12 protein-coding genes and 1 tRNA gene are annotated in these 12,432 nt (G+C 62.0%); 6 read left to right on the forward strand and 7 right to left on the reverse strand.

The features are described 5' to 3' along the window. Window positions 1-95: 95 nt before the first annotated feature. Complete coding sequence (locus B9Z34_RS00720) at window positions 96-881, reverse strand: hypothetical protein (protein ID WP_108426181.1); 786 nt, start codon at window positions 879-881, stop codon at window positions 96-98. After that, window positions 872-1,411: a hypothetical protein gene (locus tag B9Z34_RS00725; RefSeq protein ID WP_108426182.1), complete on the reverse strand. Its 540-nt coding sequence runs from the start codon at window positions 1,409-1,411 to the stop codon at window positions 872-874. The genes B9Z34_RS00720 and B9Z34_RS00725 overlap by 10 nt, the downstream gene beginning before the upstream one ends. A 129-nt stretch (window positions 1,412-1,540) precedes the next feature. On the opposite strand from B9Z34_RS00725, the gene B9Z34_RS14585 reads away from it, so the two are divergent. From B9Z34_RS14585 to B9Z34_RS00745, 5 genes are all read left to right on the forward strand, one after another. Continuing rightward, window positions 1,541-1,711: a hypothetical protein gene (locus tag B9Z34_RS14585; RefSeq protein WP_199220036.1), complete on the forward strand. Its 171-nt coding sequence runs from the start codon at window positions 1,541-1,543 to the stop codon at window positions 1,709-1,711. A 93-nt stretch (window positions 1,712-1,804) separates the two neighbouring features. Then, the gene (locus tag B9Z34_RS00730) at window positions 1,805-2,197 is read left to right on the forward strand and encodes an MAPEG family protein (RefSeq protein ID WP_108426183.1); all 393 of its coding nucleotides are present in this window, start codon (window positions 1,805-1,807) and stop codon (window positions 2,195-2,197) included. A 39-nt stretch (window positions 2,198-2,236) separates the two neighbouring features. Next, window positions 2,237-2,328 (forward strand) — tRNA-Leu (locus tag B9Z34_RS00735). An 18-nt stretch (window positions 2,329-2,346) separates the two neighbouring features. After that, a complete protein-coding gene (locus B9Z34_RS00740) occupies window positions 2,347-2,973 on the forward strand; it encodes a DUF6806 family protein (RefSeq protein WP_108426184.1) in 627 nt (208 codons plus the stop codon). 12 nt (window positions 2,974-2,985) lie between these two features. Continuing rightward, window positions 2,986-4,287 (forward strand): MFS transporter, encoded by a 1,302-nt coding sequence (locus tag B9Z34_RS00745; RefSeq protein WP_108426185.1) that lies wholly within the window; start codon window positions 2,986-2,988, stop codon window positions 4,285-4,287. 10 nt (window positions 4,288-4,297) lie between these two features. Here the strand turns inward: B9Z34_RS00745 and murI are convergent, their stop codons facing one another. From murI to B9Z34_RS00760, 3 genes are all read right to left on the reverse strand, one after another. After that, the gene (gene murI / locus B9Z34_RS00750; protein WP_108426186.1) at window positions 4,298-5,155 is read right to left on the reverse strand and encodes a glutamate racemase; all 858 of its coding nucleotides are present in this window, start codon (window positions 5,153-5,155) and stop codon (window positions 4,298-4,300) included. Between the two features lie 54 nt (window positions 5,156-5,209). After that, entirely contained in the window at window positions 5,210-6,763 is a 1,554-nt protein-coding gene (locus B9Z34_RS00755; protein WP_108426187.1) for a fumarate hydratase, read from the reverse strand. A 67-nt stretch (window positions 6,764-6,830) separates the two neighbouring features. Further along, window positions 6,831-7,430: a TIGR00645 family protein gene (locus B9Z34_RS00760; RefSeq protein WP_108426188.1), complete on the reverse strand. Its 600-nt coding sequence runs from the start codon at window positions 7,428-7,430 to the stop codon at window positions 6,831-6,833. Between the two features lie 171 nt (window positions 7,431-7,601). Between B9Z34_RS00760 and acs the strand changes: the two genes are divergently transcribed. Continuing rightward, window positions 7,602-9,563 (forward strand): acetate--CoA ligase, encoded by a 1,962-nt coding sequence (gene acs, locus B9Z34_RS00765; RefSeq protein WP_108426189.1) that lies wholly within the window; start codon window positions 7,602-7,604, stop codon window positions 9,561-9,563. Between the two features lie 76 nt (window positions 9,564-9,639). Here acs and B9Z34_RS00770 read toward each other — a convergent pair whose 3' ends face one another. Continuing rightward, window positions 9,640-11,469, reverse strand: coding sequence for a gamma-glutamyltransferase family protein (locus tag B9Z34_RS00770; RefSeq protein ID WP_108426190.1), 1,830 nt, complete (start codon window positions 11,467-11,469; stop codon window positions 9,640-9,642). 124 nt (window positions 11,470-11,593) lie between these two features. Continuing rightward, window positions 11,594-12,352 carry a 3-hydroxyacyl-CoA dehydrogenase gene (locus B9Z34_RS00775; protein ID WP_108426191.1) on the reverse strand — a complete coding sequence of 253 codons (759 nt, stop codon included), beginning with the start codon at window positions 12,350-12,352 and terminating at the stop codon, window positions 11,594-11,596. Window positions 12,353-12,432 lie beyond the last annotated feature (80 nt).

Consider the following 12,432-nt stretch of genomic DNA (forward strand, 5'->3'; position numbering starts at 1 on the left):
GGGGGGGCACCTCGCTGTTGAAAACCCGATCTTAAGCAGCGACGCCATGCCCGGCAGTCGCCAAGCTGTCATCGGTCGGCCATGGGTTCAAGGGCTTACCAAACCGTACCGGCGCAATAGACGACGGCCGGAAAACTGCTGAGCCATGCCCAAAAAAAGCGGTTGAGACCAAAAAACCAGAACACCAAAAAATGGAAAAGAGAGGCTACACCGCAAAAGACCAGTGCCAGCCGGACATCGAGCAGCGCCAAAGGGAAGCAGCCCTCCCAGAGGGTGAAGGACCAGGCGCAAAGCCGGGCGACTTGGGGGTTTCGGAAAATGCTGTTCTGCGCCAGCGGGCCATACACGCCAGTGTCCAGAAAAAGCGTCATGGCCTGCCCCGAGCGCCATTCCGCCCGCAACAGTTTCACCCAGCCGGAGACAAAGTAAGAACTGACGGTTTGCAGGCTGATGTACCAGAATCCGGCTTGCCAACCCAGGGGTTCATTGGCGATGGCACCCACCAGATGGGCCAGGAGCAAACCAGACAGGCCAACCAGCGTCATGAAGTCGCTGCCGCCATTGAAGGCCCCGCGCCAGCGCAAAAGCAGCAGCAAAGCCATCACAAACAGCACCGCAGCGCTTGCCAAGCCGACAAGGCCCAGCATCAAGCCGAGGGCTAAGACCAGGCGCAAGACGAGCATCGCGCGGTAGGGGCCGGGCTGGAGGAGCAGGGTCAGGCCTGACTTGAGCCATGCGGGCTGGGCGGGCAATTCCTGCGCCAGCATGAGCCAAAGGGTCACGCGGTCGAGCGAAGGCAGGCGCAGATACTCCAAGGTTTGGAGCACCAGGCTGAAGCTCAGCAGCACTTCAAATACGCGGACGGCGAGCGTCAGTTCCATGGGCGCAGCACCGGCGATTGCAGCATGCGTTCGCTGCTGGGGCTTCCGGGTAACTCCATGCGGACTTCGAACTGGTAGGCTGAAAGCCTGCCGATGGGGACGGACGCCAGCATGGCTTGATCGCCCCAGGAGCCACCCTCGAGGGCTTGTCGGGCCAGTTGGCTGACCAGTTGGTAGGTGACGCGTTCCCGGATATCAGCGCCTTCTCGCAAGTCGTTGATGTCGTTGGCCAGGTGGTCCACCAGGTTTTGATGTGTCAAGGCCAAATTGACCGCTGGGTTGTGCAAGAGGTGCCTGATTTGTCTGGGCAGGCGAGGGTAAACCAGTCCCCAGTCGCTCCAGTCGCCGGATTCGGTTTGACCACGCACGTACAGACGCGGTGCAGGGTTGATGCCGTGGTAGAACTTCCAGTTGGGGAAAAATGCCCGAAAGTAAAACAGCCAAGGCCCATCGATGACCCCCCAGCGTTTGCGCAGGGTGATCGCCAGCAAGGCGAAATAAGCCACGATCAGGAGGGTGGTGAAGTCCATGGGGGCAGTTTATCGCCAGTCGAAACACCCCGGCCGTGCTGGCCGAGGGCAAGTGCAAAGCAGGGCCGAGGCGAAAAGGGGCCATTCTTGTGGCTTAATATCGTTTTGTATTTTTATCCGGAGCCACAGATGGGCAACAAAATCGTAACCGAAGCAGATCGTAAATTCACCCCCCCACTGCCTACATTGCCAGGCGTGACCCTGCGCACAGGCGGCCGTGGCCAGCGCGTGAGCCTGGAGCGCGGTGTCGCGACACGCAGCAAGAAAAACCCCGGCAAGCGCTCCAAAAAGGGCGGTTGAACCTGGTGCGCCCGGCGCTTTGCCGGGCCAGTGCCCAGCCACTGATGTCCTCAGTGGCTTTTTTTTCGGTTTTGCGGGATCAAGGAGAGCTCCATGTTGATTTCTTATGGCGCCGTGTTGGCAGCGGGCATCATGCCGGTGGTGTGTGCGGGCATTGCCAAATCGGGCTTCAAGGGCTATGACAACAGCGACCCCCGAGCCTGGTTGGCCCGGCAAACCGGTTTCAGGGCCCGCGCCAATGCCGCGCAAGCCAATTGCTTCGAGGCGTTCCCTTTTTTTGCCGTCGGCGTCATCCTGGCTTTGCTCACGGGTGTTGACCCGGCCACGGTCGACGCGCTGGCCCTGTTCTTTGTTGCAGCACGGGTGGCGTATGTGTTTTTTTACGTCACCGACAAAGCCAAGTGGCGCACCACGGTCTGGTCGGCGGCCTACCTGACGGTGATCGCCTTATTCGCCTTGGCCATGCTGAATTTGCAGATGGATTGAGGCAGAAACACCGCGTTATCAAGGCACAATAAGCGCTCTGCCCCGGTGGTGAAACTGGTAGACACACCGGACTTAAAATCCGTTGCTTCCTGAAAAGGGGCGTGCCGGTTCGATTCCGGCTCGGGGCACCATTTGAGGAAAACATCATCATGAACCACGACAACGCACCGCTTGAGATTCACGTGCATGGTGATGTGCCGATCAAACCCGGCACCGACATCCAGGCGATCCAGGAGGCGCTCAAGCCCCTTTGGCACTACGCCGGGGCACGCAACCTGAGTGAGGGGGCCGTGAGCCTGTACGAAGAAGAGCCCGGCATCCGTTTTGATGCCAGTGCCCAGCGTCTGAACCTGTGCTGGACGGTGCGTGGCGACGATGACTTTCGCATGGTCATGGACGACCTGTGCATGAACCTCAACGAGTTGTCTGCAGCAGGCACGCAGATCGAGGTCACTTTTTACGACACCGAATTTGACGACGAGGACGAGGCCAGCGGCGCCGAGTCGCGTGACGATTTTGTGATGCTGTTTGTGGGGCCCGATCCTGGCGCCATCATGCAGGCCCAACGCGATTTGCTGGTGCACGACGTGGTCAACATGATGGAGCGTCATTTCGACGGCGCCGAGTTGTCCGGCGTGGTGTCTGAAATCGACAAGCTGTTCAGCCAACGCTTTGACAGCCTGGTCAGTTCGCTCGACATCGGCAAACCGCCGCGTGGCCCGGGCGGCAGCAGCGGCCATGGCGGTGGTGGACGCCGCCCACGCCATTTGCACTGATCGGCTCGCAGCATGAACGCCGAAGGCCTTCGCTCTGCACTCAACCCGGGCGTGCGTTTGCGCGAGGTCTTGGGTTGGGCCATGTACGACTTCGCCAATTCGGGCTACTCCACCGTGGTCATCACAGCCGTGTTTGCCGCTTACTTTGTAGGCGGTGTGGCCAACGGTGCCGACTGGGCCACGTTGGCGTGGACATCGGGCTTGAGCCTGTCCTATTTTGTCGTGATGCTGACCATGCCCGGTTTGGGCGCTTGGGCCGATCGGGTGGCGGGCAAAAAGCGAATGCTGATGTGGGTCACGGCGGGTTGTGTGCTCAGCACAGCGGCTTTGTCGCTGGTCGGGCCGGGCCAGGTGGCGCTGGGTTTGTTCATCCTGGTGCTGTCCAACACCTTTTTTTCGTATGGCGAGTCGCTCACGGCCTCGTTTTTGCCTGAATTGGCGAGGCCAGAGGCCATGGGTCGGGTGAGCGGTTGGGGTTGGTCTTTGGGTTACATCGGCGGCATGCTCACGCTGGGGGTGTGCCTGGCGTATGTGTTGGCCGCGCAAGCCCGGGGCGAAACCGGTGCCCAGTTTGTGCCCGTGACCATGTGGATCACCGCGGCCGTTTACGGCGCTGCAGCCTTGGTCACTTTTGCGCTGTTGCGCGAACACTCACCGCCCCAGCCCAATGCCCCGGTGGTGACGGTGATGCAAAGTCTGCGCCGCTTGCGCCAGACGCTGCGCGAGGCCAGGCCCTACCGCGACTTCACTCGTCTCCTGGCTTGCGCTGTGGCCTACCAGGGTGGTGTGGCGGTGGCCATCACACTGGCGGCCATTTACGCCGAGCAGGTCATTGGCTTTCAGCCCCAGGAAACCATGGTGCTGATCTTTGTACTCAACCTGGCCGCTTTTGCCGGGGCCTTGTTGCTCGGTCACCTGCAAGACCGCATGGGCCACAAACTCACCTTGTCGCTGACCTTGGTCGGTTGGGTGATGACTTGTTGCATCGCGGCCTTGTCGACCGACAAGGCCATGTTCTGGTGGGCGGCTGCGATTGCCGGTTTTTGCATGGGCTCGAGCCAGTCGTCGGGCCGAGCCATGGCGGGCTTGATGGTGCCGCCGCAGCGTTTGGGTGAGTTCTTTGGCTTGTGGACTTTTGCCATTCGCTTGGCCAGCATTTTGGGGCCATTGACCTATGGCCTGATCACCTGGTTGAGCGACGGCAACCAGCGCCTGGCCATCGGGTCCACCTCGCTGCTGTTTGTGCTGGGCCTGGTGCTGCTGATGCCGGTGGACGTGGAGCGAGGACGGTTGGCGGCCCAAGCACAAGCCTGAACCAGCAGGCTCAGGCTTGCAGTGACGCCGGCACCGCTTGGCACAGGTGTGGCGGCAAGCCCAACCAGCGTTTCGCGGCGGCTTGCAGGCCTTTCAAGTCGCCTGTGGTGAACAAGTGCAGGCGCTGGGTTTCGGCGACAGGGCCTGCATGCAAGAAGCCTGCGGCAGCCAGCAAGCGGCGGGTTTGCCGGGCCACGGGCTCGCCGGTGGAAACCAGCTGCACATCGGGCCCCACCAGCGTTCGCAATTCGTTCTGGACAAACACATAGTGGGTGCAGCCCAGCACCAGGGTGTCGATCTCGCCGGGGGCTGAGCCAAACCGTCCCATGTCTTGGGTATAGGTCTTGAGCAAGTGTGCGATGTGTTCTTGCACGGCTGCAGCCTGGTCGGGCAGGGTGCTTTGCTCGATGGCCAGGGCCAGGCCGTTGCAGGCCTGCACCACAAATTGGGCCCCGTCCTGCACGCTGTCCAGCAGGCGAGCGAATTTGTCGCTGCCCACAGTCCCGCGTGTGGCGATCACGCCAATGCGACGGGTTTGGCTCAGCGCCAAGGCCGGTTTGAGCGCGGGCTCCACCCCCACCAGCGGCAGCGTCGGGTGCCGGCTGCGCAACTCGTGGATCGCCACGGCCGTGGCCGTGTTGCAGGCCACCACCAAAGCTTTGATGTGGTGTTGCGCCAGCAAATACTCGGCAATCGCATGGCTGCGTTGGCGGATGAAGGCTTCGCTTTTTTCGCCGTAGGGCGCGTGTGCGTTGTCAGCGATGTAGACAAAGCGCTCGTGGGGCAGCTCTTTTTGCAAGGCCTGCAACACGCTCAGCCCGCCAATACCGCTGTCAAACACGCCGATCGGACGCTGGTCGGTGGTCATTTGGGTGTGTGGCTCAGGCTTGGAAAAAAGGCCGCTTGCGCGGCCTGAAATCCATCAACCGGCGTTGACGCCGATGCCCTTGAACTCGCCCGTGGCGATGCGTTTTTGCCATTCGGCCGGGCCGGTGATGTGGGCGCTGGTGCCGCCCGCATCGACCGCCACGGTGACGGGCATGTCAACCACGTCGAATTCGTAAATGGCTTCCATGCCCATGTCGGCAAAGCCCACCACCTTGGCGTGTTTGATGGCTTTGGACACGAGGTAGGCTGCGCCGCCCACGGCCATCAGGTAAGCGCTCTTGTGCTTCTTGATGGCCTCGATGGCGACGGGGCCGCGCTCGGCCTTGCCGATCATGGCGATCAGGCCGGTGTTGGCCAGCATCATTTCGGTGAAGCCGTCCATGCGGGTGGCGGTGGTGGGACCAGCGGGGCCAACGGCTTCGTCACCGACGGGGTCCACCGGGCCCACGTAGTAAATGACGCGGTTTTTGAAGTCCACGGGCAGTTTCTCACCCTTGGCCAGCATGTCCTGGATGCGTTTGTGTGCGGCGTCGCGGCCCGTGAGCATCTTGCCGTTGAGCAAGAGCGTTTGGCCCGGTTTCCAGGCGGCGACTTGTTCCGGCGTGAGCGTATTGAGGTCCACGCGCTGGCTCTTTTCGGTGTCGGCTGTCCAGCCCACGTTGGGCCACAGGTCCAGCGATGGTGCTTCCAAATAGGTGGGGCCGGAGCCGTCGAGCACGAAGTGCGCGTGGCGCGTGGCGGCGCAGTTGGGGATCATGGCCACGGGCTTAGAAGCCGCGTGGGTGGGGTACATCTTGATCTTCACGTCCAGCACGGTGGTCAAGCCGCCCAGGCCTTGCGCGCCAATGCCCAGGGCGTTGACCTTGTGGTACAGCTCCAGGCGCATTTCTTCGACTTGGTCGAGCTTCTCGCCCTTGCTGGATTTTTCGAGCAGTTGGTACATGTCCAGGTCGTCCATCAGGCTTTCCTTGGCCATGAGCACGGCTTTTTCGGCGGTGCCGCCAATGCCGATGCCCAACATGCCGGGAGGGCACCAGCCAGCGCCCATGGTGGGCACGGTTTTCAGCACCCAGTCGACGATGCTGTCGCCGGGGTTGAGCATGATCATCTTGGACTTGTTCTCGCTGCCGCCGCCTTTGGCCGCCACGGTCACGTCCACCTTGTTGCCGGGCACGATCTTGGTGAAGATCACGGCGGGCGTGTTGTCTTTGGTGTTTTTGCGGTTGAAGTGCGGGTCGGACACGACGGAAGCGCGCAGCATGTTGTCGGGGTGGTTGTAGCCGCGGCGCACGCCTTCGTTGACGGCGTCTTCCAAACTGCCGGTGAAGCCGTCGAATTTCACGTCCATGCCGACTTCGAGGAACACGTTGACGATGCCGGTGTCCTGACAGATCGGGCGGTGGCCGGTGGCGCTCATTTTGCTGTTGGTCAGGATCTGGGCGATGGCGTCTTTGGCAGCGGGACTTTGCTCCCGCTCGTAGGCGCGGGCCAGGTGCTGGATGTAATCGGCCGGGTGGTAGTAGCTGATGTACTGGAGCGCAGCGGCAACGGATTCGATCAGGTCGGCTTGTTTGATCAGTGTGGTCATGGTGCTAGGGGTTCCGTGAAAATCAAAAATCGGTCGTTGTCAGGCACTGTGAGGCGCTGTGAGGTGCTCAGTGGGTCTTGTCGTGGTGCGACATCAGGCGATCGGCATAGGCGATGGCAATGGCGCTGAGCAGGAAAGCCATGTGGATCAGGGTTTGCCACATCAGCACTTTTTCGTCGTAGTTGGCGGCGTTGATGAAGGTTTTGAGCAGGTGGATCGAGCTGATGCCGATGATGGCCGTGCCCAGCTTGACCTTGAGCACCGAGGCGTTCACATGGTCCAGCCACTCGGGTTGGTCCGGGTGGTCCTCCAGATTCAGGCGTGAGACAAAGGTTTCGTAACCGCCCACGATGACCATGATCAGCAGGTTGGAAATCATGACCACGTCGATCAGGGCCAACACGACCAGCATGATCACGGTTTCATTCAGCGCGGTGATGGGGGCATCGGCTTTGTAGCCAATGCTGCTGATCAAGGCCTGCAGGGCTTGCTGGTTGCCAAAAGCCGCTTCGAGCAGATGCACCAGTTCGACCCAGAAATGGAACACATACACCGCTTGTGCGGCGATCAGGCCCAGGTACAGTGGCAGTTGCAGCCAGCGGCTGGCGAAAATGAAATTGTTCAGCGGGCTCAAGGAATTTTTTTTCGACGGCGTGGGTTTGGACATGGTTTTCCTGTTTGGGAAGTCCGTGACTTCGGGCAAACCCGAATTCTAGGGCTTAGACGGGTCTTTCCGGCCGCAAAGCCTGCAAGTCTGCCGTCAGTCAGTGCTTTGTAAGAGCGAAAGCCGACATTTGCACCAGTTCCAAAAACGCCACGTCCTTGAGGAGACAAACCGATGAGTTCCACCATCTACCAACCCAGCGCCGACTTCGTCCAAAACGCCCATGTGTCCGGCATGGCCGCCTATGACGCGCTGTGCAAAGAAGCCGAAACCGACTACCAAGGATACTGGGGCCGTTTGGCCAAAGAGCTGATCACCTGGAAGACGCCTTTCACCAAAGTGCTGGACGAGTCCAACGCACCATTTTTCAAGTGGTTTGAAGACGGCACCCTGAACGCCTCCTACAACTGCCTGGACCGCAACGTCGAGAAAGGCCTGGGCGACAAGACCGCCATCATCTTTGAAGCCGACGGCGGCGAAGTGACCAAGGTCACCTACAGCCAGTTGCTGGCCAAGACCTGCCAATACGCCAACGCCTTGAAGAGCCTGGGCATCAAAAAGGGCGACCGCGTCGTCATCTACATCTCCATGTCCATCGAAGGCGTGGCCGCCATGCAGGCCTGCGCTCGCATCGGTGCGACCCACTCGGTGGTGTTCGGTGGCTTCTCGGCCCAGTCCCTGCGCGACCGCATCGAAGACACGGGCGCTGTGGCCGTGATCACCGCCGACAACCAGGTGCGCGGCGGTAAGTTGCTGCCCCTCAAATCCATCGTGGACGAAGCCATCAACCTGGGCGGTTGCGGCTCGATCCAAAATGTCTTGGTCGTCAAGCGCTCGGGCGCTGACATCGCCATGACCGCTGGCCGCGACCTGTGGATGGCCGACTTGGCCGATAAGCAAGCCACCACCTGCGAGCCCGAGTGGGTCGGTGCCGAGCACCCCCTGTTCTTGCTCTACACCTCCGGCTCCACCGGCAAACCCAAAGGTGTGCAGCACAGCACAGGCGGCTACCTGCTGCACGCGGCGCTGACCACCAAGTGGACCTTTGACCTCAAGGCCGACGACGTGTTCTGGTGCACGGCCGACATCGGCTGGGTCACCGGCCACACTTACATCACCTACGGCCCCTTGGCCTTGGGCGGTACCGAGATCGTGTTCGAGGGCGTGCCCACCTACCCCGATGCCGGCCGCTTCTGGAAGATGATCCAGGACCACAAGGTCTCGATCTTCTACACCGCTCCCACCGCCATCCGCTCGCTCATCAAGGCCGCCGAGTCCAACGACGCCGTGCACCCCAAGAGCTACAACCTCAGCAGCCTGCGCTTGCTGGGTTCGGTCGGCGAGCCGATCAATCCTGCCGCCTGGGAGTGGTACCACCAGCACGTGGGCGGCGGTCGCTGCCCGATCGTCGACACCTTCTGGCAAACCGAGACCGGTGGTCACATGATCACCCCGCTGCCGGGTGTGACGCCCATGGTGCCCGGTTCCTGCACATTGCCGTTCCCCGGTATCCAGGCCGCCATCGTGGACGAAACGGGCAAAGACATGCCCAACGGCCAAGGTGGCATTTTGGTGGTCAAAAAGCCATGGCCTTCCATGATCCGCACGATCTGGGGCGACCCTGAGCGCTTCAAGAAGAGTTACTATCCTGAGGACTTCAAGGGCAAGTACTACCTGGCGGGCGACGGCGCGATTCGCGACGAAAAGACCGGCTACTTCACCATCACCGGCCGCATCGATGATGTGCTGAACGTCTCCGGTCACCGCATGGGCACGATGGAAATCGAATCGGCCTTGGTGAGTTGCACCGAGCTGGTGGCCGAAGCCGCCGTGGTGGGTCGCCCTGACGACACCACAGGTGAGGCGATTTGCGCCTTTGTGGTGCTCAAGCGCTCGTTGCCCAATACCGAAGAGGGCAAGGCCATTGCCAAGCAGTTGCGCGACCACATCGCCAAGGAAATTGGCCCGATCGCCAAGCCCAAGGACATCCGCTTCGGTGAGAACCTGCCCAAAACCCGTTCGGGCAAGATCATGCGCCGCCTGCTGCGCTCGCTGGCCAAAGGCGAAGAGATCACGCAAGACATCTCCACGCTGGAGAACCCCGCCATCCTGGGGCAGCTGGGTCAGGCTTACTGATCGGTCATGCCGGGCTTGATCCGGCGCTGATGCAAAACGGCAGCCTAGGCTGCCGTTTTGCTTTTGTGGCTGTGCTTCAGTCGCCCAGCACCACGCCCTCGCGCCGGGGATCGGCCCCGCCAAACCAGCCCCTGGGCGTGCGCTCGATGGCCTGCAGGCCGCTGGTCATCTCCATTTCGCGCACCTCGTGGCCACGCGCCTGGAGGGCGTCCACGGTGCTGCGCTCAAAGCGCTGGGCTTCGAGCAAAGTGGGGCCGCCCAGCGAGCCGAAGTTCGGCAAGTCAATCGCTTGCTGCGCGTTCAGGCCCCAGTGCAGCGTGCCCGTGAGCAGCTTGGCGGTGTAGTGAATGATGAGTGCGCCCCCTGGGCTGCCGCCGCTCATGAGCAGTTGGCCTGTGGCTTTGTCAAACACCAAGGTGGGGGACATGGATGAGCGCGGGCGTTTGCCGGGCTCGACCCGGTTGGCGATGGGGCGGCCCTGCGCGTCGGCAGGGGCCAGGCTGAAATCGGTCAATTCGTTGTTGAGCAAAAAGCCGCCGGGGCGAGACGGGTCGGTGCTGACCATGCGGCGTGCGCCAAAAGCGGCTTCGATGGTGGTGGTCATGGCCACCGCCCGGCCTTGCGCATCGACCACGCTGATGTGGCTGGTGCCGTATTCGGTTTGCGTGGGCATGGGCGCGAAGCTGGTGGTTTGGCCACCGGGCTGGCCTGCAGGAGCGGTTTTCATGGCCTGGGTGCCGATCAGCTGGCTGCGTTCACGCAGGTAGCCGGGGGCCAGCAGGTTGCGCCAGTCGCCTGCGGGGGCGTTCACAAAATCCGGGTCGGCCACGTACTGCGCCCGGTCGGCAAAGGCCAGGCGAGAGGCTTGGGTGTAACGGTGCAAAAAGTCGGGCGAAGGCAGGCCACCAGCCAACTCCGGGCCTTGCGCCTGGGTGCGGCTTAGCATGCCCAAAATCTGGCCGATGGCGATCTGGCCCGAAGACGGTGGCGGGAAGCCGCAGATGCGGTGAGCCCGCGATGTGGCCGTGTGGTCAAAACACAGGGCTTCGCGCTCTTTGGGCTGATAACTTTTCAAGTCCTGCAGGCTTAAGGTGCCGGGCCGCGGTGCTTGGGCCGTACGTGCCACGATGGCCTGGGCCACTGACCCTTCGTGCAGGGCTCGGCTGCCTTCGTCAGCGATGCGGCGTAGGACATGCGCGTATTCGGGGTTGCGCAGCACATGGCCCACGGGCCAAGCCTTGCCATCGGCTTGGTAGAAAAAGCGCAGTGCCAGCGGGTCTTTTTTCAGGTGTGGATCGGCTTGCAGCAAGGTACGCAGACGCGGGCTGACCCGAAAACCTTGCTCGGCCAGCGCGATGGCGGGCGCGAACAACTGCGCCCAGGGCAGACGACCGTGTTGCCGGTGCGCCGCTTCGAGCATGCGCACCGCGCCGGGCACACCCACCGAATGGCCGCTTTGCACCGCATCGTCAAAGGGGATGGGCTTGCCCTGGTCCATGAACATGTCGCTGCGGGCACCTGCAGGGGCGGTTTCGCGCCCATCGTGCGCCGTGACCAGGCGGCCATCAAAGTGCAGCAAAAACGCGCCGCCGCCAATGCCGCTGGACTGCGGCTCCACCAAGCCCAGCACCATTTGCACCGCGATGGCCGCATCGAGTGCCGAGCCGCCTGCGCGCAGCACCTGGTGCCCCGCATCGGTCGCCAAGGGGTTGGCGGCGGCCACGGCCTGCCGTGCATAGGCCCAGCCAGGTTTGGCGCTGTTGCCGCTGGCGGCTTCGGGTTGTTCGGGCACGCTGTAGCGCCATGTGTTGGCGGACGCTTGTGTCGTGGTCAAGCCCGTGGGCGGTGTGGCGCAAGCGCTCAAGAGCGCCAGCGCGATCAGGCTCAAAGCAAATGGGCGGTTCATGGTGTCTCCCTTTGCTGGCCATGTTAGCGGCAAGCGCAGGTTTGGCCCAGTGCGTCAGCGACCCCGTTGACCCAAAAAAACAGGCCCCGCAGGGCCTGTCAAAAGTCGACCTGAGCGCAGCAGCTCACTTCGGTGCCAGTCGAATAGCGCCGTCCAAACGAATGACTTCGCCGTTGAGCATGTCGTTTTCGATGATGTGTTTGGCCAGTTTGGCGTAGTCCTGCGGGGTGCCCAAGCGGCTGGGGAAGGGCACGCCTGCGGCCAGCGCGTCTTGCACTTCTTGGGGCATGCCAAACAGCATGGGCGTGCCGAAGATGCCGGGGGCAATCGTCATGTTGCGGATGCCGTTGCGGGCCAGGTCACGGGCAATGGGCAGCGTCATGCCGACCACGCCGCCTTTGGATGCGGCATAAGCGGCCTGGCCAATCTGGCCGTCATAGGCCGCCACGCTGGCGGTGCTGATCAGCACGCCGCGCTCGCCAGTGGCCTCGGGCTCGTTCTTGCACATGGCCTCTGACGCCAGGCGGATCATGTTGAAGGTGCCGACCAGGTTGACCATGATGGTCTTGGTGTAAACGGCCAGGCTGTGCGCGCCGTTTTTGCCCACGGTCTTTTCTGCGGGGGCGATGCCTGCGCAGTTGATCAGGCCCATCAGCTTGCCCATGGACACGGCCTTGGCCACCACGGCCTGGCCGTCGGCCTCGTTGCTCACGTCGCATTTGACAAACGCGCCGCCGAGTTCTTTGGCGACAGCCTCGCCTTTTTCAGCCTGCATGTCGGCGATCACGACTTTGCCGCCGTTGGCCGCCAGCATGCGGGCCGTGCCTTCGCCCAGGCCCGATGCGCCGCCAGTGACGATGAAAACCTTGCCTTGAATGTCCATGTTTTTCTCCTGAATAGGGTTGACGTTACGTCAACGTCAATTATGCACAGATGGATGGCCTCTGAGGGTGTGCCCGCGCA

Source organism: Limnohabitans sp. Hippo3, from assembly GCF_003063665.1.
GTDB lineage: Bacteria > Pseudomonadota > Gammaproteobacteria > Burkholderiales > Burkholderiaceae_C > Limnohabitans_A.